This window comes from Paucilactobacillus vaccinostercus DSM 20634 (assembly GCF_001436295.1).
Classification (GTDB): Bacteria; Bacillota; Bacilli; order Lactobacillales; family Lactobacillaceae; genus Paucilactobacillus; species Paucilactobacillus vaccinostercus.
Map to the genome: position 1 here is coordinate 262,358 of NZ_AYYY01000061.1, position 23,598 is coordinate 285,955.

At 48.2% G+C, this 23,598-nt stretch carries 22 protein-coding genes; 16 read left to right on the forward strand and 6 right to left on the reverse strand.

The features are described from left to right. Positions 1-45 precede the first annotated feature (45 nt). Together FC26_RS10095 and FC26_RS10100 are read left to right on the forward strand one after the other, a co-directional pair. Positions 46-1,356, forward strand: a complete 1,311-nt coding sequence (locus FC26_RS10095; protein WP_057780213.1) for an ammonium transporter — start codon at positions 46-48, stop codon at positions 1,354-1,356. A 343-nt stretch (positions 1,357-1,699) separates the two neighbouring features. Beyond that, positions 1,700-3,229, forward strand: coding sequence for an ABC transporter substrate-binding protein/permease (locus FC26_RS10100; RefSeq protein WP_083483822.1), 1,530 nt, complete (start codon positions 1,700-1,702; stop codon positions 3,227-3,229). Positions 3,230-3,309: 80 nt separating this feature from the next. Here the strand turns inward: FC26_RS10100 and FC26_RS10105 are convergent, their stop codons facing one another. The 3 genes from FC26_RS10105 to FC26_RS10115 all read right to left on the reverse strand — a co-directional run bounded on the left by FC26_RS10105 (position 3,310) and on the right by FC26_RS10115 (position 6,583). Continuing rightward, positions 3,310-3,954, reverse strand: coding sequence for a TetR/AcrR family transcriptional regulator (locus tag FC26_RS10105; protein WP_057780215.1), 645 nt, complete (start codon positions 3,952-3,954; stop codon positions 3,310-3,312). Between the two features lie 99 nt (positions 3,955-4,053). Continuing rightward, a complete protein-coding gene (locus tag FC26_RS10110) occupies positions 4,054-5,679 on the reverse strand; it encodes an ABC transporter permease (RefSeq protein WP_235809506.1) in 1,626 nt (541 codons plus the stop codon). Continuing rightward, complete coding sequence (locus tag FC26_RS10115; RefSeq protein WP_162259983.1) at positions 5,660-6,583, reverse strand: ABC transporter ATP-binding protein; 924 nt, start codon at positions 6,581-6,583, stop codon at positions 5,660-5,662. Before FC26_RS10115 ends, FC26_RS10110 begins: the two co-directional genes overlap by 20 nt. Positions 6,584-6,926: 343 nt before the next feature. On the opposite strand from FC26_RS10115, the gene FC26_RS10120 reads away from it, so the two are divergent. The 4 genes from FC26_RS10120 to FC26_RS10135 all read left to right on the forward strand — a co-directional run bounded on the left by FC26_RS10120 (position 6,927) and on the right by FC26_RS10135 (position 11,423). Continuing rightward, on the forward strand, positions 6,927-7,349 hold the full coding sequence (locus FC26_RS10120; RefSeq protein ID WP_057780218.1) for a MarR family winged helix-turn-helix transcriptional regulator: 423 nt from the start codon (positions 6,927-6,929) through the stop codon (positions 7,347-7,349). Position 7,350: 1 nt separating this feature from the next. Continuing rightward, positions 7,351-8,751 (forward strand): MFS transporter, encoded by a 1,401-nt coding sequence (locus tag FC26_RS10125; RefSeq protein WP_057780341.1) that lies wholly within the window; start codon positions 7,351-7,353, stop codon positions 8,749-8,751. A gap of 268 nt (positions 8,752-9,019) precedes the next feature. Beyond that, positions 9,020-9,601: a sugar O-acetyltransferase gene (locus FC26_RS10130; protein WP_057780220.1), complete on the forward strand. Its 582-nt coding sequence runs from the start codon at positions 9,020-9,022 to the stop codon at positions 9,599-9,601. Positions 9,602-9,842: 241 nt separating this feature from the next. Next, a complete protein-coding gene (locus tag FC26_RS10135) occupies positions 9,843-11,423 on the forward strand; it encodes a BCCT family transporter (RefSeq protein ID WP_057780222.1) in 1,581 nt (526 codons plus the stop codon). Positions 11,424-11,444: 21 nt separating this feature from the next. On the opposite strand, the gene FC26_RS10140 is transcribed toward FC26_RS10135, so the two are convergent. Next, positions 11,445-12,077 carry an NAD(P)H-hydrate epimerase gene (locus tag FC26_RS10140; RefSeq protein WP_157061191.1) on the reverse strand — a complete coding sequence of 211 codons (633 nt, stop codon included), beginning with the start codon at positions 12,075-12,077 and terminating at the stop codon, positions 11,445-11,447. 2 nt (positions 12,078-12,079) lie between these two features. Further along, entirely contained in the window at positions 12,080-13,000 is a 921-nt protein-coding gene (locus FC26_RS10145; RefSeq protein ID WP_057780226.1) for a linear amide C-N hydrolase, read from the reverse strand. 166 nt (positions 13,001-13,166) lie between these two features. Between FC26_RS10145 and FC26_RS10150 the strand changes: the two genes are divergently transcribed. The 6 genes from FC26_RS10150 to FC26_RS10170 all read left to right on the forward strand — a co-directional run bounded on the left by FC26_RS10150 (position 13,167) and on the right by FC26_RS10170 (position 17,210). Further along, positions 13,167-13,565, forward strand: coding sequence for a hypothetical protein (locus tag FC26_RS10150; RefSeq protein ID WP_057780228.1), 399 nt, complete (start codon positions 13,167-13,169; stop codon positions 13,563-13,565). Between the two features lie 62 nt (positions 13,566-13,627). Beyond that, a complete protein-coding gene (locus FC26_RS10155) occupies positions 13,628-13,960 on the forward strand; it encodes a DUF7671 family protein (protein ID WP_057780230.1) in 333 nt (110 codons plus the stop codon). 76 nt (positions 13,961-14,036) lie between these two features. Further along, complete coding sequence (locus FC26_RS10160; protein ID WP_057780231.1) at positions 14,037-14,357, forward strand: hypothetical protein; 321 nt, start codon at positions 14,037-14,039, stop codon at positions 14,355-14,357. Positions 14,358-14,362: 5 nt separating this feature from the next. After that, a complete protein-coding gene (locus tag FC26_RS10165) occupies positions 14,363-15,055 on the forward strand; it encodes an NAD(P)H-dependent oxidoreductase (protein WP_057780233.1) in 693 nt (230 codons plus the stop codon). Then, positions 15,048-15,212 (forward strand): hypothetical protein, encoded by a 165-nt coding sequence (locus FC26_RS12935; RefSeq protein WP_164478255.1) that lies wholly within the window; start codon positions 15,048-15,050, stop codon positions 15,210-15,212. Before FC26_RS10165 ends, FC26_RS12935 begins: the two co-directional genes overlap by 8 nt. Before the next feature lie 138 nt (positions 15,213-15,350). Then, a complete protein-coding gene (locus FC26_RS10170; RefSeq protein WP_057780235.1) occupies positions 15,351-17,210 on the forward strand; it encodes a DUF2207 domain-containing protein in 1,860 nt (619 codons plus the stop codon). A 65-nt stretch (positions 17,211-17,275) separates the two neighbouring features. Here the strand turns inward: FC26_RS10170 and FC26_RS10175 are convergent, their stop codons facing one another. Continuing rightward, positions 17,276-18,658, reverse strand: coding sequence for a glutamate--cysteine ligase (locus tag FC26_RS10175; protein WP_057780237.1), 1,383 nt, complete (start codon positions 18,656-18,658; stop codon positions 17,276-17,278). Positions 18,659-18,856: 198 nt separating this feature from the next. On the opposite strand from FC26_RS10175, the gene FC26_RS10180 reads away from it, so the two are divergent. The 4 genes from FC26_RS10180 to FC26_RS10195 all read left to right on the forward strand — a co-directional run bounded on the left by FC26_RS10180 (position 18,857) and on the right by FC26_RS10195 (position 23,536). Beyond that, entirely contained in the window at positions 18,857-20,047 is a 1,191-nt protein-coding gene (locus FC26_RS10180) for an ATP-binding protein (protein ID WP_057780239.1), read from the forward strand. 312 nt (positions 20,048-20,359) lie between these two features. Beyond that, positions 20,360-21,706: a vWA domain-containing protein gene (locus tag FC26_RS10185; RefSeq protein ID WP_057780241.1), complete on the forward strand. Its 1,347-nt coding sequence runs from the start codon at positions 20,360-20,362 to the stop codon at positions 21,704-21,706. 16 nt (positions 21,707-21,722) lie between these two features. Further along, positions 21,723-22,016 (forward strand): hypothetical protein, encoded by a 294-nt coding sequence (locus FC26_RS10190; RefSeq protein ID WP_157061181.1) that lies wholly within the window; start codon positions 21,723-21,725, stop codon positions 22,014-22,016. A gap of 209 nt (positions 22,017-22,225) precedes the next feature. Next, positions 22,226-23,536, forward strand: coding sequence for an NCS2 family permease (locus FC26_RS10195; RefSeq protein ID WP_057780246.1), 1,311 nt, complete (start codon positions 22,226-22,228; stop codon positions 23,534-23,536). Positions 23,537-23,598: the final 62 nt, after the last annotated feature.

Sequence of the window (23,598 nt, forward strand, 5' to 3'; positions counted from 1 at the left end):
TTTTATAACATCAAAGCAAAGGCGTGAGAAAAGGGAGAGGGATATATGAGTTTAGCTAGTACATCGTTCATGATTTTATCTAGTATTTTGGTATTATTTATGACCCCGGGGTTAGCGTTTTTCTATGGTGGTCTGGTATCGAAGCGCAACGTGGTTAACACGATGCTGTCTGTATTCTTTATTTGTGGGTTGGCCGTCTTGCTATGGTTTATGGTGGGCTACTCGTTATCGTTTAGTGGTGATCACTTTGGGGTGATTGGAAATCTCAAGATGGCCTTTCATCAACACTTTGATATGAGTGCAATGACGGCTACCACGACCAAAATTCCGGATGGTCTCTTTTCAATTTTTGAAATGATGTTTGCCATTATTACGCCAGCGCTGTTTGTGGGGGCGATCGTGGGCCGGATGAAATTTAACTTCCTTTTCATTTTCTTGATTATTTGGTCAATTTTAATTTATTATCCCATGGTGCACTTGGTTTGGAGTGCTGGTGGTATTTTTTACAAGATGGGCGCCTTGGATTTTGCGGGTGGAACGGTTGTTCATATTGATGCCGGAATTACAGCCCTAGTTTTGTCAATTTTCCTTGGTCATCGGGTGGACTACAAAGAACCGGAACACTATAACTTGCCATGGGTCATGTTAGGCACCACGATTCTCTGGATTGGCTGGTACGGCTTTAATGCTGGGAGTGCCTTTGGCGTTTCGGGTGTTGCGGTTCAGGCGACATTTACGACGACGATTGCGACAGCCAGCGCCATGATCACTTGGATGCTGATTGATATGGTACGGAAGGGCAAGCCTAGTTTAGTTGGTGTTTGTACCGGGACGCTGTGTGGGTTAGTTGCGATTACCCCAGCGTGTGGGTTTGTGACACTGACAGGTGCCTTTTGGATTGGGATTGCCGGAACCTGCGTGAGCTACTTCTTCGTGAACTTCCTGAAGCCGCGGCTCAAGGTTGACGATACGCTTGATGCGTTTGGTTGCCACGGAGTAAGCGGCATTGTCGGAAGCTTGGCAACGGGGCTCTTCGCAACGAAGTCGGTTAACTCGGCGGTTGCTCATAATGGTTTGTTTTACGGCGGGGGCTTTCACCAGTTCGGGGTTCAGTTAGCCGTTACCGCCTTTACGATCGTGTTTGTGGCGATCATGGTGAGTGTCATTGTTATGATCATGAAGGTCTTCGTACCAATGCGTGTTTCCGAGAAGGAAGAACGGCTGGGCTTGGATCTTGGTGAACACGGTGAAAGTGCCGATTACGTGGTTGCTGACCAATACAATCGAAAAGATGTCGATATCTTCCGAAAAGAATTTGCTGGTCAATTAGCTAACTTGAACAAGCGACCAGATTAGTACAATTGAACGACGAAACCAACAACTCGGTGTGGGCAGCGGTATCTGTAGGTGGATGGATCTAATAATAGAAGAAAACGTGCCTGAGATTGTCGTTTCTTGGGCCTTATAAAAAATAGTGATTAATCCTTGGTTGCGGGTTAATCACTATTTTTCTGTGGATTGAGTAACGGTAAGTTGGCAGGTATTGGTAGTCGTGAAAGGCGAACATTCTGAATGAAGAATGCTCGCTTTTTAAGTAAAATTAAAATTAAATGAAAAAAATCTATCATTGTTGAATAAATATACAAAAGCATTGTATACTAATGAGCGTTGAATTTTTGATGGAGGAATAATGACGATAATGAAGAAATTTTTCAAATTTTGGCTGATCAGCGTTCTGAGTGTCATGCTCGTTTTACCACTCTTTAGTGGGGTTGCGAGCGCTGCAGACCAAACGAGTAGTAGTTCGGTGAGTTCATCATCAAGTAGCACGACTAGCCAATCGAGCAGTACCGCTACAACTAGTGGAACGGATGACTCGCTCGCTAAGATCAAGGCGAAGGGCGAAATTGTGTTGGGGACGAGTCCCGACTACCCACCGTATGAATTCATGTCGAAGGGTAAAGTCGTCGGGATGGATATTCAGATTGCCAAAAAGATCGCCAAAGATATGGGCGTTAAGTTGGTCGTTAAGAAGATGTCCTTTGATTCACTGTTGGTCGCCCTGCAAACGGGGAAGGTCGACATGGTCATCTCAGGTGTTAACCCAACAGCCAAGCGCGCTAAGAGTGTTAATTTCTCGAAGTCATACTACAAAGCCGGTCAATACATTCTGATCAACAAGTCTGATAAGGGTGTTTATACGAGTCGTAAGTCGTTTAACGGCAAGAAGGTTGGTGCGCAAACCGGATCGCTACCTTACAACTTAGCCAAGAAGCAGGTTAAGAATTCGACGACTAAGGGGATGGATCAAGTTTCAGATCTGATCATTGCCTTGAAGTCGCATAAGGTGGACGGGGTCGTGGTGGATGAACCAACGGCTAAAGCTTACGCTGAAAACGATAAGGATATTGTGGCTATTAACGGGAAATTTAACCTCGGCTCGTCACAAACTAATGACGTGGTGGCTTTGCCAAAGGGGGCCACAGCCTTAACTAACCAAGTTAACAAGTCAATTGCTTCGATCAAGTCACAAGGGTTGATTGAGGGGTATCTGAAGAAGGCCGGTTCCTACATGAAGGTGAATACGGTCAATACCTCGATGTGGCACTACTGGAAGTACTTCGCTCTCGGGGTAGAATATACGATCGGGATTAGTGCGGTTTCCGTAGTGGCTGGTTTCTTAATTGGCGTTTTACTGGCCTTTATGCGGTTATCGAAGACCAAGGCCATTCGGGCCTTGGGAACGGCCTACGTCGAATTTGTACGGGGCACGCCATTGATGGTTCAAATCCTGTTTGTTTACTTCGGTCTGGGTGTGATTGTCAACATTCCGGCTGTGGTTTCCGGAATTATTGCGGTGTCACTGAACAGTGGCGCGTACGTCTGCGAGGTTATTCGTGGTGGGATCTTGTCAGTTAACAAGGGACAAAGTGAAGCTGCACGGAGCCTGGGACTTAATGCGCATGACACGATGTATTCAGTTATCTTGCCACAGGCGTTGAAGAACATCTGGCCGGCACTGGGAAATGAATTTGTTTCGTTGATCAAGGAGACCTCGATCGTGTCGATCATCGGGGTATCAGATATGATTTACCAGTTGAAGATCGTGCAAGCCGATACGTATCGGGGTGTGATTCCGATCGTCATTACGATGATTCTGTACTTCATTTTGACGTTTACAATTTCACGGATTTTGAAGCATTACGAAGTTAAAATGAATGCGAAATAATGCTTTAAAAACTAAACAACGCTTGTCATCTGCCCAGCAATGGGGATGACAAGCGTTGTTTTCGTTGTTGGCATGGTGTGCTAAGCGTCGGCGAGAAAGCCGTGCTCTAAAATATCGATGTAGTCTTCTACTTCGTGAATGACGGTGCCCATTTCGCTAATCGTAATATCGGGATTGTTTTGAATCAGGGCCTTGGCATCTTCACCGATGAGCATGGTCATGGCGGTCATTAATTTTTGAACGGTGGCTGGTTTGACCCCCGGCCGCAGGTTGAGCCGATCGATGACGGGATCGATCATCGACGGGACCATGGCTGTCATTTCTGAATTCCAAATGTGGCGCACCTGTTCTTGAACTGTTGGGGGCAGGTGGCCCAGATCTGCATAGGGGGCCATGGAGAGTCCGAACTCGGCCGGATGATCAATTTGCATTTGAATTTTGTACTTGGTTGCACGTAAAATCATGCTTTTGAGATCGGGCGCGTCTTGCCATACGGATAGGTCAGCCATTTCGATTAAGCGATCGTAGCTGGCCTGGACGGCGGTCACGTATAGCTTGGCCTTGCTACCAAAGTAGTGGAATACCAATCCTTTCGAAACGTCAGCCTGTTCAGCAATTTGGTCGGTTTTGGCGTTTTGATAGCCATCCTTTGCAAAATTGGCGATGGCGGCGTCTAAAATGCGTCGTTCTTTTTCGGGATCCTTGGGTCCACTACGTTTTACCATGGTGCGAGCTCCTTTCAAGCGGTGAGACGGGGGTTAATTTGGGCGGCTGACGTGGTGATGCATCCGCCGCACTGGCCCTATTTACAATCTAGTATACCGTTAATTGATTTTCAGATCACGGTGTCGATAGATAATATAGGCAATGATAATGAGAATGAACCCTAAGCCGGTCATCCAGCCCGCCGTTGACCAGTCAATTGTCTTGAGGGGCACCTGGTTAACCCAGCCGTATGGCGATAATTTTTGAGCCCACTCCGGTAAGTTTAATAGTTCGCCGAGGTAAAGGGAGAAAAAACCGTAAACGGGTAGCAACCAGGCGAGGGATTGCAAGCGGGGCACGAGACTGACAATCAGTGCCGTAATGCCGATGATGACGAAAAGGGCGGGCCAATAACCCACAAATCCGCGGAGGTAGCGGGAGAGGTCAATGGGGTGTGCTAACGTGGCGTTACCCGCAATGCCCATGCCAATGATGCCCAGCACGAGGGTTGCAGTACCGACGAGGGTTGCAAATAGCATGTGGGTACCAAAGATCCGCAAGCGAGAAACACCGCGGGCGTGGAGCTGTTCAAGGTAGCCTTTGCGTTCATCGGTGTTGAGTCGCAGGATAGTCATCATAGCCGGAATGGAAGCCACCACGGCAAAGATAATGGTCAGGGTACTGGCAAACGAGAGGACGACGACCCGATTAGCACTTGCCACAGCGGCATGGCCGATGAGTCGGGCCATGGTCGGGTTTGTTTTCATCAGGTCACCCACGTTACCAAAGATGGATCCGTAGCTGGCTCCTAGGAGAAATAGGCCGAGAAGCCAGACAATGGTACTAGTTCGTTCGAGGCGGGCCAGCAGGCTAAAGGGCCCGGCCAAGAAGAGACTGGCGTTACGCCGGCCCCGCGCAGTTGGAAGAATACCACTCCCGACATCACGACGACCAGCAATGAAAAAGGCGAAGGCGCCTACGATAATGGCAAAGCCAAGCATTAGTAGGAGCGGGGCCCAATGATTGTCATGGTAAACATCGAGTTTTTCGATCCATCCAAAAATGGTCCACCAAGTGAGATCGGGATTTTTGACGTCGGTCGCCATGCGGGCCACGTATAAGATACCGAGAACGCCGTAGCTCAGCATGGTGGCACTCCGCGCGCTACTAACGATTTGGGCACACAAGAGACTGATGGCCGCAAACATGATACCAAAGGCGGCAAGCGAGAGTCCAAATAGCCAGCTACCATTGGCCGAGATACCGGTCATTCCGGATGCTTGCAGGCCTAGGGCTTCCACACAGCCGATGATGAGATTAATTAGAATAATTTCGATGGTGGCGGCCAGTAGTTGGCTACCACGACCCACCGCGTGTGCGCTGACTAATTCCGCAACGCCATTATCCTCTTCGTTACGACTGTTTTTGACGGCGAAGTAGATGTTCATCATGGCGGTAAAAAGGCCCATGAAGACCATCATTTCGGCGGCGTAAATAATGGCAGAAGTGTACGGTTTCGCAGCAGTGAACGGACCAAACATCGAAACCATGGCCGGTGACTTTAGCGTTGTACTAATGGAAGCCATCGATTTGGCATCGCCGTACAGGGTATCAAACTTGCCGGCCGCCGCAGCCATTAAACCGGCGAGCCCAATTAGCCAAACCAAAATTTTAAGCCAGTCGCGGCGGAGGTAGAATCGAAGTAATAAGCCTGTTTTTGCAAAGCTATTCTTGCGCATTGCCATCGGCCCCTTCCTGATTGTAGTAACGCATGAAGAGATCTTCGAGCGTTGGTGGTGTACTTTGTAGACTGATGATGTGCTTAGCGCTCAGCGTGGTCATGATGGTTCCGAGCGCTTCTGAATCGACAGCAAAACTGGCCTTATTGGCGATTTTTGCAGCGGCCTGAAACCCGTGAACGGTGGGGAGTTGCGCAATGTCATCTAACGCGTCAGTCGTTTGAACGGTAATATTGGTCCGACTTAGCTTACGCATATCGGCCAACGAACCGGTTTCGACAATTTCACCCGCACGGATAATCCCAATGCGATCACACATCCGTTCTACTTCACTGAGAATGTGACTAGAGAGGAGCACACTCTTGCCGGCTTCCTTCAGTTGAAGGACTTGATGTTGAAAAATTTCTTCCATCAGTGGATCGAGACCACTCGTCGGTTCATCGAAAATATAGAGGTCGGCGGCCGTCGAAAAGGCCGCGATGAGGGCCACTTTTTGCCGGTTCCCCTTAGAATAGCTCCGGCATTTTTTCTTGACGTCGAGATCGAATAATTTGATGAGGGCGTCGGTACGGGCCGAGTGTTTTTGACCGCTTAGCTTTAAGAAAAGATCGATTGCTTCACCGCCGGAAAGGTTGGGCCACAGGTAGACGTCGCCTGGCACATACGCAATTCGTTGATGAATCGCAACCGCATCTTTCCAGACGTCTTGCCCAAAGATGGTCGCTTGGCCACCATTGGTTTTTAAGATCCCCAATAGTGCCCGAATAGTGGTTGATTTACCAGCACCGTTCGGGCCAATGAAGCCGAACACTTCCCCAGAATGAACGTCGAACGTAATATCTTTCAGGGCCTGAAACTTGCCGAAATTTTTTTGTAGGTGTGAAATTTGGACCACTGCTTGTGCCATGATAAACTCCTCCTTCTCATCGGATCACGGTGTAAAAAGGTGACCAATAAGCGCCGATTACAGCTTGTATTAGATTACAGGACCAGTGTAATCTTTGTTGACTGGAAAGTCAATGACTAACTAGTCAACGATTTTGCATTGTCGTGAATCGTTGATATGACAGGTGATTAGGCGAATAATTATCAGTGGCGTGCAGTCAATATTATGTTAACTTGATTGGATTTCTGTGGGTTGACGTAGTCAATCTGGTGGTTGCATTTCGATCCGGATGTGTTAAACTGATATTTTGTTAGATAACTAGCATAATAATTGCTAGTCACCTAGCATTAAATTAAGGGGGATGACGATGATGGCCAACTACGGCAAACAGTTGAAACATGCGACGAACCAAATGAATCGGGCGCTCGATAACTATGCCCGGCAGTATGGGGTAACCGGCGTGCAAATGTCTATTTTAGATTATCTCGGCTCCCATGAACATGTATTACAACATGATATTGAAACTGAGTTTGGCATTCAGCGCTCGACGATGACGGTGACGCTCCAGCGAATGGAAAAAGCGGGCTTGATTTATCGGCAGGAATCGGCGACCGATGCCCGGCAAAAAACAGTCAACATGAGTGCTAAGGCGCGCGAAATCAAAGGATTGGCGACCAGCTACATTGACCAGCAACAACACGCGATGGAAACTCGTTTTTCGCCGGCCGAGCTACAGGTATTTGAAGAGGTACTACAGTACTTTACTGATTTGAATGGACGTGAAAGCTAATATGAGTGAAGAGAAAATTGAAAAAATTGCACCACGGGTAGTGGGTGCGGTCATTGCGACCGGATTGATGTCATTTTGCGGGGTCATTATCGAGACCGCAATGAATATCACGTTTCCAACCTTGATGAAGGAATTTGATGTTACGACGAACCTCGTGCAGTGGATGACCACGATTTACCTCTTGGTGGTGGCTGCCATGGTGCCTTTGTCTGCCACACTCAAACGCCGGTTTAAGATGCGCAGCCTCTTTCTCTGCGCCATTCTTTTATTTATCGTTGGGGTACTGACGGACTACTTTGCGTCGGCCTTCTGGATGTTGCTGCTAGGGCGCGCGATTCAAGGATTTGGAACTGGGATTGCGTTACCGTTGATGTTTAACATTATTTTGGAGCAGGTCCCGATGAGTAAACGCGGAACGATGATGGGCATTGGAACGATGATTACCGGGGTGGCGCCGGCCATTGGCCCCACGTTTGGGGGCCTCGTGGTTTCGACGCTCGGGTGGCGTGATATTTTTGCCTTTCTAATTCCTCTCCTGATTATGTCGTTGGTGCTCGGATTAACGTGTATCCAACAAAAGGTCCCTACGAGCGCTGTGTCAATCGACCAGTGGAGTGTCATCCTAATCGTGATGACATTTTGCGGTTTAATTTTTGGAATTAGCAATTTAGGAAGCAGTGCCTTCCTGAGCTGGTCGGTCGCAGGGGCCCTAGTGATCGGTCTCGTGGCGTTTGTCGGATTTATCATGCGCAGCCAGCGCATTGAGACGCCAATTTTAGATATTAGTCTGTTTAAAAATCGGGGCTTTAGCAGTAATCTCTTGGCGTTTGCGCTGATTCAGACGGCTGCACTGGGACTCTCATTTTTGCTACCGAACTATATCCAATTAGTCAATGGCAATACGGCGCTAACGGCGGGTCTAATTGTGCTGCCGGGGGCGGCCTTGGGCGCTATTGTGGGCCCGTTCAGTGGGCAACTTTACGACAGTGTGGGGGCCAAATTACCATTACGCCTTGGTAGTGTGCTGGTCTTGATTGGGGTACTGGGGATGAGCGTGATGGGGCACACCCTCAGCAACCTCGTAATTTTAGCCTGGTACATCTTCTTCATGGCCGGAATGGGGATTCATTATGGCAACCTGATGACTAACGGTCTGCGGACGATTGATCAAACGGCCAATAGTGACGGTAATGCGATCTTTAACACCACTCAACAATTTATGGCGGCCCTCGGAACGAGTATGTCGGCGGCCATTGTCGCCGCCGCGCAGGCTAAGGCGACGAACCAAGCGGCCGCAACGGCAACCGGTTCCGTTCATGCCTTGCTCGTACTGCTCATCTTACTGGCAATCGAAGTGATTGTGATTTTGGTACTGACACGAACCAAGCGGGACGTCGCTTAGTAGAATATACCGATTATCTTAAATTTTGGTAACGGGGATTTAAATCTGTACCTACATGTTATATAATGAGGCCACTTACAAATGACTCGCCCTCCTCCTCAAGGGCGAGTTTTTTATGAAAACAAAATAGTTGCGTTAGTTGACTATTTCTCTAAAATGAATAACTTTATGTCAAAAGTGACCCGTTATAAATGCCGAAATACCGGCATTTATAAAATAAAAGCAAATAATTTTTAACAAATCGTGTCATTAGTGGTACCCTTATAACATAATGAAAACACAAAGAGAAAAAATGACGGCTGGTGAACCGTACGAGCAGTTTGACCCAGAATTGATTACGCGACGAAAATTAATTCGAGAAAAGCTGTTGACGGTTAACCAACTCGACAACAACGAACAACGAAACCAAAAGATCAAGGATTTGCTGGCCGATACCGGAGATGATTTTTTTGCTGAGGCAGGAATTGAATTCGATTACGGCTTCAATATTCACATTGGTAATCACTTTTATGCGAACTACCATTTGACACTGCTTGATACTTGCCCGATCACGATTGGTGATCACTGCTACATCGGGCCCGACGTCGGCTTCTACACGCCGGTGCACCCGCTATCCGCCAAATTACGTGACGCGGATGTGGAGCTGGGTAAGCCGATTACGGTCGGCAACAGTGTCTGGATGGGCGGCCATGTGACGATTTTACCGGGTGTGACGCTTGGTAATCGCGTCGTGGTGGGTGCCGGTTCGGTAGTCACAAAGTCGTTTGAGGATGATGTGGTGATTGCAGGTAATCCTGCACGCATTATTCATCACCTAGATGAAAACGGGGATGTGATCCCCGGCGATTAATTCAATCTAATATTGAGCGAATTCATGAGTATTTGTATAAGATAGCAAGCTAAAAGCACGCTGTGCAGATATCCCTAGTGGAGAAACTGTATTGGCGTGCTTTTTTTGTCGGGTGTGGCAGAAAACAGGTTCATGGAACCCATTGCGCACACTCAGTGAAGTAAGGAAGACTTCACCATATTGTGAACGAGAAACCTAGGAGGAATTTTTTATTTTAAAAAAGCAAAATATCGACAAGAAGATGTTTGTGCCAACAGTTGCCTTATTTTTGTTAGTGTCAATTGCCCTACTGGCGGGCGGTGCCGGTCTCAAATCAACGCTTAGTTCGTTGATGAACGTGATTAGTGCCAAGCTCGGCTGGCTGTACTTGGGAATTTACATTATCAATTTTATTTTCTTTATGTATATTGCTTTAAGCCATTTTGGCAAAATTAAGCTTGGCAAAAAGGGCGATCGCCCGTTATACAGCAATTTTCAATGGGGAAGCATGGTATTTGCGACCGCGATTGATGCTAGTATTTTAATGTTGAGCATGGTTGATCCACTGCGCTACGTCCAGCAACCTCTGTTTGGGGCGAAGGCGATGTCAGCACAGAACTACCAAAATGCGCACATGCTGGGACAGTTTGACTGGGGCCCGATGGCGTGGATGATGTTTGCATCAGCCGCCGTGATTATTGCCTATGTGATGTATGTCAAAAACGTTCGGGTAATGTGCATTAGCGACGCCATTCCAATGTTGGAAGGCGACCAAACTTATAAAAAAGTATTACGCAAGATTATCGATTTCTTAGTGGTCTTTGGAATTATGGGGGGCATTGGCTCGTCCGTGGGGATGGAAATTCCCGTGCTGTCCAAGATTATTGCCCAATTAACAGGAATTGCAGATACGATTGTTCTAAAGCTAGCGTTGTTTGTTATCCTGTTTGCCATTTTTGCTTTGACGATGTTTAAGGGGATTAAAGGTGGGATCGACCGCTTGAGTTCTGCTCATATTTGGACCGCGATTGGATTCTTACTGATCGTGCTCTTAGTGGGCCCCACCATGTATATTTTGAAGTCTGAAGGAAACAGTCTCGTCCTACTAGTTGAACGATTCGTTTCGATGAGTACTGGAACGGCTTCCGGTGTTGGTCATGCAATCGACCCAGTGAAGTCGGAAACGATCTTTTATTGGGGCTGGTGGTTAACGTACATGCCATTTATGGGACTCTTTATTGCTCGAATTTCGCGTGGCCGGACGATTCGCCAAGTCATTTTAGGAATGCTCGGATACGGCGCCCTCGGGTGTATGAGTTTCTACGCCATTTTAGGGGGCTACTCGCTGTACCTGCAACAAAGTGGGGCGGTTAACCTGATCCACACATTGAATACTCAGGGCCAAGCCATGGCCATTGCGCAGGTCATTTCAACATTGCCATTTAAGTACGTCATGCTGGTGGTTTACGCGGTATCGTGCTTTATTTTCTTAGCAACCACGATTTCGTCGTCGGCCTACATCGTGTCATCCTTTACCAGCACGAAGTTGAAGCCCACACAACAGCCAAGTTTAGTTAACCGCTTGGTCTGGATGGCGATCTTCATGATCTTCTCATTCGGGATTGTCTTTGTTGGTGGCTTTAAGACGATTCAGGCAATCTGTTCGGTGGCGGGATTCCCATTGATCTTCGTGTCGGCACTGCTGATTATTTCGACGTGGCAGTTGTTATCGAAGGACTATTCGGTAGAAATTCCAGACAGTTCAATTGCACGCCTCAATCGCCAAATAAAAAGACACGCCAAAACGCGTGCCGGAGTGTTACATGATATTATTCATAATTAAATAGGTGCTCGGAAAAAGAGTCTAATTTTCATAGGTGCCCATATCATCCGCAACAATCACACGACCAGCATATTGCTGGCCGTTTTTAGTTGTCAGGCCGACTTTGTTAAAGGCAAACGTTACGGTTGAATCCGCCTTCACTGCGACCCCCATGACGGCCCCCGTATCGGTGTTAATTCCGGAAGGCACATCGACGGCAATTACTGGAGCTGCAGCGGTGTTGATTGCTTCGATCGTGGTTGCGTATGAGGCTTTGACCTCGCGATCAATGCCAATGCCGAAGATGGCATCGACGATCAGATCGGCGGTTGCGAGCGACGCTAGGCTGGTCACCTGGGGAATATGGTAGTAGTCACAAATGTGAGCTTGGGCCAGATGCTCTTCGGAACGGTGCGCGGGGTTGCCGACTTCAATAATGGTGACGTGCTTACCCGCGATTTGAAGGAGGCGGCCGAGGCAAAGTCCATCGCCACCGTTATTGCCAGAACCGGTGACAATGCTGATCTGCTGGGCGTCCGGGTAGTCGTGAAGGATCACGTCGCGGACGGCTAGGGAGGCGCGCTCCATCAGCACCAATGACGGAATACCAATGGTTTGAATGGTGAATTGATCGTAATGTTTCATTTCTGCTGCAGTAACTAATTTACTCATCAGGGTCATTCCTTTGCTAAAATAATGGGATTGGTCGAACGGCGCATTAGTTCGGGTAACTTGGCCGTTGTGACTGTGGGGTGCGCAATCCCTTTAAAACGGTAGGCTTGCGCGTCGACGTCGAGGACCCCGTAGTAGTGGGTGTAGTCGTGGTGGTCATTTTGTTTCGGGATCGTCATCGTTTGGAGAAACTTAGTGAGACAGCTTCGGGTGACCAGCGTGTCGGGGCTATCGCGCCACCGCCAAAGGGTGGCTTTGATGAAGCGGTCGGTGGGGATGGTCCGGTTAGGCACATCCCCATGGTACGCTTGCAGTGCAAGCTGGGTGGTCAACCAGCGCCGATCGGAGGGATTCATATGAAGAAACCGGTTGAGATTAGCGGTTTGCTTGGCGAGGTTCGGTGTATTGGTGAGCACGGCCGTCGGATTGCGGGTGATCGTTAAAGTGTGTGTTGTCGGTTCAATGATGTACGTCCCCGTCGCGTCCGCAATCAGCCAGTGAAAGGGATAAATCGCTTCTTGATCGTACCAGGGAACACCAATCAGGGCGATCTCGGGCAGTTGTTGCGCAATTTGAGCGACACTGCTATTTTGACTGAGTAGCCAAGAGGTGAAGTCCTGCGGTGAGAGGCTCAACTTGCCTGAAACGGGCTGGTCGTAGTAGTGGGCTTCGACGGGGAAATAAAGCTCGGCAACCGCTAACCCGGCGCTGTTCACGCCATCACCAATCAGGTAGTGACCGTGGGTGGCGCGCATACCACCGAGCACGGCGTACTGAAAGGTAAACTCGGTGGGTGCGGTGATGGGCTGCCAGTGATAGTCGACGGGAAGGTAGGTTAGTTGCCACGGGGTCTTGGTGGGAAAATCCATCGTTCGACCGAGTAGTAAGTGCGTCGCGGCATCGGTAATTGTGAGGCTCGTGCACATGCGTGTCATCTCCAATGAGTAGTTTGATTGACGACGGTAAGCGAAATCCTGCATATCTACCGCCATCATAGCACGAATTTGAAATGGAATAATAATTTTATGGCTCGTTTAGATGACTTTTTGTAAGAAATCAATTAAGATAAATGGTGAGATAGGCGGTGATCAGATGGACTTGGAAAAGTATGTTGAATATTTCAAGAAAATGCAAAACCGTGAGATCCCGTGGACATCAATGGACGGTGAAGATGGAATCTTGCAAATGGGGTATCCCAAGTATGATGAGCAAATGCTGCAATTTATTCGTGAGTTTAGGGAAAGTTCTGATTTTGATCCGCGGTACAAAAAAACGTTACGGAAGTGGCACATTCGGGTCAAGATGAACCACGTCACGATTGGTCAAGTAATGCTGGCCAAGGACCCCGCACTAAGCTGGGCCATGATGTCCCTGATCGCAACGGCTGAAGAAGTCGATGCTGGTAGTTGGGCACGGGCTTTACAAGAAGGATATTTATACCAAATTTCAAAAGCAATTATTAACACGGAGGCTACTAGCCAACCAAGTTAGTACATGACGAGGATTGAAACCGAGATGATTGGTTTCAATCCTCACTTTGTAGGGGAGAAAAAATGGCAAAAAAAGATAAGTACAAAAAAGATAAGTACGAAGTGCATCGCTATACGGGATTACCGGTCGAAATGGACAACTCGGGCGGCTATGAATTTAAAGTGGATGCGCACGGTGAAGCCAAGGCCCATGCTTGGCGAACGGGAAAGCACACGAAGGGCAAATACCAACGCTTGGGCCAACTGTTACTGACTGAAAATAATTTGTTGGTGGCGATTTTGCAGGTTGAGGAAATGGCGTTCAAAGACCGGCATAGCGAGGTACCATTACAGCGGTTTACGACCGAGTTTATTAGTGATGGCATGGTAGCACAGGGATTGAAGCTACTGAAGTAACGCGGGAATAGGCAAGTTTGCCCCATCCCCCGGAAGAGTGGTATATTCTTAACAACTAATTAAGTGGGGTGGAACAATGTACACAATTTTTACGATGCTTAAAATGATTAGTGTCAATCATCGCCATATCAGTAATGCGCAGGTCGTGGTCACGGATGAAGCGGGGAAACCCAATGGCCTGCTGACAGATCTGTTGCGCGATGTGATTAATAGTATCAATATTTTTGTCGACATTAACGAGACCTATTCCGCCGCGGAACTGGTGGCGGCCATTAGTGACCACACCCCGTTGCCCGACGAAGTTCTGGAAGAATACCGCAAGATTTTGGAACAGGAAATTTCGGGGGTTAACTTTGCGACCCGTAAAGGGCAGATTGAATTAATAATTGAAAGGTGATGTGCATGAAGACGCTCGTAGTGGTTGGTCATCCCCGACGCGAGGATTCCTTCACCCAGCAGTTCTTTAAAGAAGGGCTCGCACAATTTGACCATGTAACATGGATGACGGTTGATGAGCAGCAATCAGTTGCCGAGCAGCGCCAATTGCTGATGGCACACGATCGCATTATTCTACAATTTCCCCTTTACTGGTACAGTGCGCCGGCCGAATTGAAGCAGTGGATTGATACGGTATTTGGGGACACCTTTGCCCTAGCCCCCCGCTATGTTCTCCAAGAAAAGGAGCTGGGACTGGTCGTAACCACGGCCACGGCGGCCACCGATTTTGGCGCTGGCCGAGTAGAACCGTTCACGATGGATGAATTGTTGCGGCCGTTTGAAGCGCTCGCGCACCGTGTGCAAATGACGTACCTACCACCGTTGGCCGTGCACCAATTTGCCTATATGACACCAGATGAGCAGCAACGGTTGTTGGTCAATTATCAACAGTACGTGACGGCCCCCACTTTTCAAACGCTGGCGGGCCGGGGTGCGTGGATACAGGAGCAGTTAGCGCACAAGCTGGCGGGCCTAACCGGCGATGATGCGATTAAGGTTCAAGCATTACTAACGCAGTTGACGGATAACCGGGATGCATTAGACGACTTACAGATGAATCTGCGATTGATGAAGGATGCGGGTGACGACGATGAATGATACCAATTGGATCGTACAGGCCACTGACCAGTTACGCGCTCATGCGACGACGTATCAGGATCAGGCCTTTTACCTCGCGTTGCAAGACCTATTAATCGAACAAACTAAACGACTTGAGCAGGCCCAGGGTGAACTAGATGGGCGTGCTTGGGGATGACAAAAGCGACTAATCTTATAGATTGGCCGTTTTTTAATTGATTGCTGATCGAATTCCTAAGGCGCCATTCCATATCCTATTTGCGTCCCTGCATGGTACAATTAGCTCAACATAATCGAAACCAGAGGGGTGTTTCACGTGAAACGGGGATTGCGAATAATTGGGTTAGTGTTCATGACACTGGTGTTGGGATTAGTCATGACGACGCGGGCGGCACAGGCGCGGGACTATACGATCGATAAATATCGGGTAAACGTGCAGGTGCAACCAAATGGGGATGCAACTGTGGAACAACGCATTACCTATGACTTCGATGGGACCTTCCACGGGGTGTACTACAACCAAGATGTGAACGGGATTCAAGGATTTGCCGATCCCACGGTCAGTGTGGTCAAAAATGGGCAACAGACGCAGCTGACGCAGAGTACTAGCCAGCAGGCAAACACGTTTTTGACAACGAAAAAAGATGATAACTACAAGATGAAGGTGTTTTATCCGGCCAGTGACGAAACCGTGACGTTCATTTACCGGTACCGGCTGCTGGGCGTGATCACCAACTATCAGGATACGGCCGAGATGAACTGGAAGATTATCGGGCAGGCTTGGGATGAACCGCTGCATAACGTCGCAATTAAGGTGCAGTTACCGGCACAAAAAATAGCTCAGCTACAGGCATGGACCCATGGCCCAACCAGTGGTCAGACAACCGTGTCGAAAACCCGTGGAACAGTGGTGATGAAAGTCAAACAGGTGCCGGCCAACGTGGCGGTGGAAAGCCATGTGCTCTTTCCGACTACGGTCACACCAACTAACAGTCGTGTGAAGCAGTCCGATCGGTTGCAGGCAGCGCAGCAACAAGAAGCTAAGCTAGCGAAACAGGCCAATCAGCAACGTTTAATCTGGCGAATCGTGTTACTGGCCCTGTTTGGAGCGTTGTTACTCGTCGGGGTGGGGCATCTATGGATTCAGTACCGCTGGTTTAGTAAGCACCGAGCTGGTCATGTGACCGAGATTCCATTGGTACACCGGTGGGACATTCCTGAAGTGCCTGCCGCAGCCGCCCAGAGCATCTTAACCCGTGATAAGCCCGATAATAAGGCGTTTAGTGCGTGGCTGATGGAACTCGCGGCTCAGGGTGAATTGACGATTACCCCTGAAGCCGGCGTCTTCAAGACGTATCGCCTAACCCAAACGGCGAAGATGACGGATGCGCACCGCCATGACCAGTTGATCCAGTTTATTTTTGAACGGATTGGTCGGCTTGATCAAGAAACACAGCAGCCAACGGTTACGTTGATGGAGATCAAACAGTATCAAGCTCGTGATGACGATGATGACGATCAACTATTAAGTACCCACTTTAGCGATTGGCAGGATGACCAGTTCGAAACCGTTGAAGCGCTCAACTATTTTGACCAACTAAGTCCCAAAATTAAAGCACACGCATGGGGCTTGATCGTGACGAACACGATTTTGGCAGTGGGGATGTTCGTTATTAGTCCGTTCTTACCGGGCAATGGGCTGACCTGGCTTGGGTTTGCTTTGAGCTTGGCCCTGTTAGTGGTGAGCGTCGTGATGGGCGGTCAACGATTACGGCACTTACCCCACTACACCGAAGCGGGTAACCAAGTCGCGATGAGCATTAAAGGCTTTCGCCTGATGCTAAAGGACATGGGACACTTTGAACGGTCACAGGTTGGTGATTTAATTTTGTGGGAGCAAATTTTACCGTATGCGGTGGCATTTGGACTTGCGAAACAAGTCGTGAAGGGCCTCAAAGCCAACTTTACGGATGAAGAATTGGCCGTTGGCTTGCCACTGGTTTATCCGCTGTTCTTTTACGGTGATTTCGGTAATCAGACGTTTGCGACCCAGTTCCATAGCGACTTTGGCTCCGTTGTGAACTCGGAAATGAGTAGTATCGACGGTGGCTCGGGTGGCTTTAGTGCCGGTAGTTCCGGCGGTTTTGGTGGTGGCTCCGGTGGTGGGGCGTTTTAAAATAAAATACAAAAAAGATGATCTCAACCAGTTTTCAACACTTGGTTGGGATCATCTTTTGATTATTACGAATTCTTGTGAATTTGTGGTTGTGCTGATTTGTCGAACAGCTGATGACGGAGCTGTGATTCGGGCATATCGGGGTAGTTTTCAAATCCGGTGAAGGGAGTTGGATTTTTGTGGGCCCGATTTTGGTAACGTGCGCCCATCTGCATTGCCCGTGGAATGAGTGAGCCGTTTTGCATGTGGTCGCACAGCACCGCACTCGGCGTCAGGTTGGTGTTATCAAATCTTGCCTGCATCATTTCTAAAACTTCCTGGTATTCGGGACCCCAGTGAATCGTCGCGCCAAATTCTTGTAACTTATTCAGCAAATCTTGGCCCTCGTCATGGAAGATGGTTTTAACCTTCGGATTCTCTAGCGCCACCGTTTCGTTCATGGTCATGCTCCGCTCAAGATGGGCTTGCATCTGTTCCTTAGTGGTTAATTCATCGGTGAGCAGAAAGTAGGTCATCATCATCCGAATGAACCGAATGGTAGAGGTGCGCACACCAAGGGCGGTCCCCGGATCGAGATCCAGCATGCGAAGTTCAATATAGTCCACGCCCGATGTCAGAGCATCTTCAATTGGGGCACCCGCTTTTTTAAACCGCACGCTACCGTGAAATTCTGCTTCGTTTAGCAGTTCCCCGTTTTGAATACCTTGTTCAATCTTGGCAACGTAGTTTTTGACCGATGAATAGTCGCCCTTAAGTTTATTGCCTAAGCCAAAGTGAGATTCGCGCAGACTACGAACGGGACCGTCTGGTTTTTGATCACCGTCTTCAAAGAAGTTGGCTTCCGCGATCGGGCTACTGCCGAAAAGGTAGGTAATGAGCCATTCGTAGGAGATAATCCCTTGAACAATTTTTTCGTAGAGGTGGTTAATGAAGGCTGCTTTTTGCCAGCCCCGCTGCTCAGCAACCGACCAGAGTGTGTTAACGAGGTTATCGTTTAGGCTAATGTTCAGGTGCACACCGGTCGGAATTCCGGACGCGTAGCCATGAATTTGAGCCCATTTTTCGTAGTAGGCTTTTTTATCGGCAGAGACGTCCGAGATCGGGATCTCCCGTTTATCCTTGGGTAGTGCCGGGGGCATGCTGAGGGGCCACAAGATTTCGTCGGGTGCCAGAGCGTTGCGTAGCGTATCGTTGAGCTGCATCAGGTAGTGCATGGCATCATAGGAATGCGCCGTGGTGGGGGTAATGATTTCAGTTTGCATCTGAAGAAAATCATTTTTTATGTATTTATTTTTACGTTGGTTTCCGATTGCTTTGGGGTAGGGCCGGTTACTTAAATGACCGGTCAGATCAACGCGGTGCATCTCCACTTCGATACCCATGTTGAAATCACTAGCTGTTGCAATGATTTCATTATCAAAGACAATTTTTCCAATTTCATCAAACATCGCGTCACGCTCCTTAGAATTCTGTAAAACTTTAAATGATGATTGCAGGTATTTTACTCTATATTATTGCTGGTGACAATCCAAACATGATATTTCGGTCGGAAAAGGGATCGGATTAATTGGTGCAGATCATCAATTGCAATTGCGATAATTCGTGCTAAAGTTGAAGAAACTACTTATTTAAAAGGACGGAAGCAAATGTCACTCTCATATCAATCCCTATTAACTGCAGTGCCGCTGATTCTGCGAGCTGGTAACGTACCGAACATCGTTGGGGAAGCCGGTATCGGTAAGTCGGCGCTGGTGACGAGCGTTGCCACACAGATGCAGGCCAAGCTATTTACCACCGTTGTGAGTTTGTCCGAAAAGGGCGATTTGGCAATCCCCGTGCCGCCATTAACGTCGGATTCGTTTGTGCAGACGAAAGACTACGGTACATTGGCGAACGTGCAATTTGGATACTCGCAAACATTGGTCGATATTATTCAGTACGCTGAGGCCCATCCCGATCAGGCGATTATTTGGTTTTTAGATGAATTTAACCGGGGAACGCAGGCGGTTCAAAGTGAACTCATGAATCTGGTCTTGCAGCGTGAGATTAATTCGTTGAAGCTCCCCGCGCAAGTCAAGATTGTCATTGCGGAAAACCCTGATAGTACGATGGCGGGATTTGAGACGTCAAACTACGGTGTCACGGCCGGTGATGCGGCCATCAAGGACCGAACCGTACGACTAGTAATGCGTGTCGATGTACCGGACTGGCTTGATTGGGCGGCCCAAACTGGTGTGCACGATCGGCCCAATGTGCATGATTTGGTGCGGCGCTATATTCAAGAACAACCTGAAATGCTACATCCCACGATCCATGGAGAGGATTTATATCCGACGCCTCGGGCTTGGCAACGGGTTTCGGATAATCTCTATGAACTCGATCAATTGGATGAGACAGCACGGGCCATGATTCAGCTCGACCTGTTACAGGGGGATCTTGGTCAAAAGGTGGGAATCGCGTTCAATAGTTTCATTCGGGAACAAAATAATCAGCTAACCGTGGCTGCTTTGTTCGGCACGGCAGATGCTAGTGAAGTCATTCAGGCGTTTGAATCGGCGGATGAACTACGGAAGCAGCACGTGTTAAAACAGTGTCTCGACCAGACAGACCAGTATTCGTTGGCGGATGAACAGACGGCGGGGCGTTTTATTGAGTTGTTGCAAAAACTCAGCGATGACGGCCAGTATGCGATCGTGCAGACGATCGGCCAGATTGAACACCAGCGTGATATTTTAGAACCGATGTACGCCCAGATTCAGGCAACGCAAGACGACGAAACGGCAGTCGCCAGATTGTACCGATACTTGGCGGTGATCGCGACAAGAAATGATAAATAAGGGTGTGGACTGAGACGATTAGATTTCGAGCATTAACGTGATAACCATGATTATTCCTGGGCTTGGAATGATGATGGTTATCGGGTTAAGCACAGGAATTTGTCTCAGGGAACCCAACTAAAAAAGGGTGTGGACTGGAGCGGTAGAAGACGAGCATTAACGTTATTATCACGATTATTCCTGAACTTGGGAATGATTGTGATAATTGGGTTAAGCACAGCCTTCTGCTCCAGGGAACCCAACTAAAAAAGGGTGTGGACTGAGACGATTAGATTTCGAGCAGCCGCAAATAGTCGCCAAGGAGGTTAACAGATGGACAAACAAAAGTTTCAGCAGCTCATGGAGCAGCTGCGCCAAGCAACGGGGGTCAATGCGAATCAGTTAGCCGAAAAATTGGTCAGCGCGGCGGTGATTGATCTTTTACAAAATGAGCGGTTATATGGTGAAGTGCTCTTGCAACTACCACGCGCTTACGATGCGCAATTAACTGGAATTATGGGCCTTCGTTGGCAAGATAATGGCTTGCGATTGACGATTAATCCCCTGCGGCTGGCGAAGCTCCAGTTTAGCGATGAATTGCCAACGTTACTCAAGCATGAAGTACTTCATATTGTGTGGCAACATCCCCTACGGTATCGCCAAACCGCACACCAACATAACGTCGGTATTGCCACTGATGTTGCGGTCAACCAGTATTTATCGGCGGCCCCGGTTGGCACGATGACCTTAGGCAAACTCCAGCCGCTACTTGAGGAATCATTGCCCCCGAAGGATGATTCACAACGCTACCTCGATATTGTGGAACGCAGCGGGTTGAACCCTGATGATCAGCAACCATCGGACGCCAATGCGCAACTGGATCGTGATGTCGATGCCGATCAGTCGCAGGCCGAACCAGGAGATGATACCGGTCAGCAGGCAGATACGCATGAGGGCTGGGAATCCGATCAAGATGGCAATGAGAGTCTGCAAACGGCCAATTTGCAGCAATTATTGACCCATGCATGGCAAAATACACCAGATAAGCAGCGCGGTTTATTACCGGGAGAGGTTTACCAGCAACTGGAAGCAGTCGATGATGAACCACGACTGAATTGGCGACAACTACTGAAAAAATCCCTTGGGAAAATGCCCTTGGGCAAAAAAGACTCCTACGCGCGGTTTAACCGGCGGCAACCGCTCCGAATGGATTTACCGGGGCAGATTACAAACTTGGTGGTTAACGTGGCCGTGTTTGTGGATAATTCGGGGTCGATGGGGGAACGAGAAATCAGTTACCTCCTCACTCAAATTCGCGCAATTATGAAGGTTTATGATGCTAAACTGACGGTGTATAGCTTTGACACGCAGGTTCATGCGCAGGAAGCCTACGAGGTGAAGCAGGCGACTCAAATTCGGTTCGAACGGATCGGTGGTGGGGGCACCCGGTTTCAAAGTATTTTCGATTTTCTCCATCAGCAGCACGCAACGAACAACGATACCCTCGCGGTCATTCTAACGGATGGTTGGGGGGAAGCAAAGTTAGAGTCCTACCGGTTTAGTAATGTGCTGTGGGTGCTGACGACCGAGCGCAGCGAGTTATCCGTCACTAACCTGCAGACTCGCGTGGCTTCGCTGGCGGACGATCCTAATTATCAAAAGATTAAAACTACAAATTAGATTAAAGGAGACCATTATGATGCAGGAATACTTATCGCCAGCTGATATGCAGTCGGTGCTTGTTCATGATGTTTCGTATACCCGAGCGGTACGTCTACTTTCGGAAAACTGGGATACGGAAGACAACCACTTATTTAGTGATCGGATTAAGACCAGTGACATTATTTGGGCCCGTAAGTTACAGCGGGCTGGATTAATTCGTGGCAAGCATGATTTGTCGACGTATGAAGGGGCGCAAAAGTTTATTATTGCCCACGATGACTGGCTGATGCCGGCGGCTAAAAATGAATTATTGAAAGATTTTGATTAGCAGACGCCCTCGAATTGGGAAAATCAATTCGGGGGCGTTTTTTGGCACGGACTTAGTCGATCTGACGGTTTGATCTAAAATGTAAATTTGGATCCGGTTTCAATTACTAAAAGTCAACTTTGAGGGTTTACATTCAATCACGAATATTATAAGATAAATATCGTTCTTTTGTTCGTATATTTATAAAAGAGAGAAATGGGGACTGAAAAGTGTCATCAATCAATAAGTACTTTAAATTAGACGAACTACATACAACGTTCCGTCGGGAATTATTGGCGGGGTTCACAACGTTTATTTCAATGGCCTATATTCTATTCGTTAATCCAAGCGTCCTCGGCGCTGCGGGAATGGATAAGGGCGCGGTCTTTACTGCGACCGCCCTTGCGAGTGCGTTGGGCTGTATCTTGATGGGTGTCTTAGCCCGTTACCCAATCGCAACGGCACCGGCACTGGGGATCAACGCCTTCTTTGCCTACTCCGTTGTGATTGGTATGAAGGTGCCATGGCAAACGGCATTGGCCGGTGTCTTTGTGGCCTCTGTCATTTTCTTATTGATTACCGTTTTTAAACTTCGTGAATTAATTATTGATGCGATTCCGAGTGACTTGAAGTATGCCATTTCAAGTGGGATTGGTCTGTTTATCGCTTTCTTGGGCTTGAACGATGGTGGTTTGATCGTGGCGAACAAGTCAACGGTGGTGGGCCTTGGCTCATTATCGGTCGGCACAACATGGTTAACGATTTTTGGCTTGATTGTTACGGCCATTCTGATGGTTCGAAAAGTGCCCGGTGGCATCTTTATCGGGATGGTTTTGACTTCAATTTTAGGATTGGTGACTGGTTTGATTCAGATGCCAAGCTCAATTATTGCTTCAGCACCAAGCTTGAAACCAACGTTTGCCGTTGGTATTAGCCACATCGGTGAAATTAACACCGTTCAAATGTGGGTGGTGGTTCTAACCTTCTTGCTAGTGACGTTCTTTGACACTGCGGGAACATTGGTGGGACTGGCCCAACAGGCTGGTTTCATGAAGAATAACAAGATGCCTCGTGTGGGGAAAGCCTTGATGTCTGATTCGACAGCCATGTTGGCTGGTTCGATTTTGGGAACTTCACCTGTGGGTGCCTACGTGGAATCATCAGCCGGTATCGCGGTGGGTGGTCGTTCAGGAATTACCGCCATCTTTACGGGAATTCTATTTATCTTGGGGATGTTCTTCTCACCATTACTGACAGTTGTGACGACGCAGGTAACCGCACCAGCGTTGATCATTGTTGGGGTATTGATGGCCCAATCATTGAAGCACATCAACTGGAGTGACATGGAAATTGCGATTCCTTCGTTCCTGATTGTTTTGGGGATGCCATTGACATATAGTATTTCTGATGGGTTGGCACTGGGGGTTATCGTCTACCCAATCACTATGATTGCGGCTAAACGTGGAAAAGAAGTTCATCCAATCATGTATCTCTTGTTCTTTATTTTTATCGGGTTCATGTGGATTTTAAATGTTGAATAATTAGCGTATTGTGACAATATGCGTTTAAAAAATAAAAACGATACTAATTTTGCCTACTGGCG

Coding starts and splice junctions, on each gene's coding strand:
- FC26_RS10095 (WP_057780213.1), top strand. CDS start 46: ATGAGTTTAGCTAGTACATCGTTCATGATTTTATCTAGTATTTTGGTA.
- FC26_RS10100 (WP_083483822.1), top strand. CDS start 1,700: ATGAAGAAATTTTTCAAATTTTGGCTGATCAGCGTTCTGAGTGTCATG.
- FC26_RS10105 (WP_057780215.1), bottom strand. CDS start 3,954: ATGGTAAAACGTAGTGGACCCAAGGATCCCGAAAAAGAACGACGCATT.
- FC26_RS10110 (WP_235809506.1), bottom strand. CDS start 5,679: ATGGCAATGCGCAAGAATAGCTTTGCAAAAACAGGCTTATTACTTCGA.
- FC26_RS10120 (WP_057780218.1), top strand. CDS start 6,927: ATGATGGCCAACTACGGCAAACAGTTGAAACATGCGACGAACCAAATG.
- FC26_RS10125 (WP_057780341.1), top strand. CDS start 7,351: ATGAGTGAAGAGAAAATTGAAAAAATTGCACCACGGGTAGTGGGTGCG.
- FC26_RS10135 (WP_057780222.1), top strand. CDS start 9,843: ATGTTTGTGCCAACAGTTGCCTTATTTTTGTTAGTGTCAATTGCCCTA.
- FC26_RS10145 (WP_057780226.1), bottom strand. CDS start 13,000: ATGTGCACGAGCCTCACAATTACCGATGCCGCGACGCACTTACTACTC.
- FC26_RS10150 (WP_057780228.1), top strand. CDS start 13,167: ATGGACTTGGAAAAGTATGTTGAATATTTCAAGAAAATGCAAAACCGT.
- FC26_RS10155 (WP_057780230.1), top strand. CDS start 13,628: ATGGCAAAAAAAGATAAGTACAAAAAAGATAAGTACGAAGTGCATCGC.
- FC26_RS10160 (WP_057780231.1), top strand. CDS start 14,037: ATGTACACAATTTTTACGATGCTTAAAATGATTAGTGTCAATCATCGC.
- FC26_RS10165 (WP_057780233.1), top strand. CDS start 14,363: ATGAAGACGCTCGTAGTGGTTGGTCATCCCCGACGCGAGGATTCCTTC.
- FC26_RS12935 (WP_164478255.1), top strand. CDS start 15,048: ATGAATGATACCAATTGGATCGTACAGGCCACTGACCAGTTACGCGCT.
- FC26_RS10175 (WP_057780237.1), bottom strand. CDS start 18,658: ATGTTTGATGAAATTGGAAAAATTGTCTTTGATAATGAAATCATTGCA.
- FC26_RS10180 (WP_057780239.1), top strand. CDS start 18,857: ATGTCACTCTCATATCAATCCCTATTAACTGCAGTGCCGCTGATTCTG.
- FC26_RS10185 (WP_057780241.1), top strand. CDS start 20,360: ATGGACAAACAAAAGTTTCAGCAGCTCATGGAGCAGCTGCGCCAAGCA.
- FC26_RS10190 (WP_157061181.1), top strand. CDS start 21,723: ATGATGCAGGAATACTTATCGCCAGCTGATATGCAGTCGGTGCTTGTT.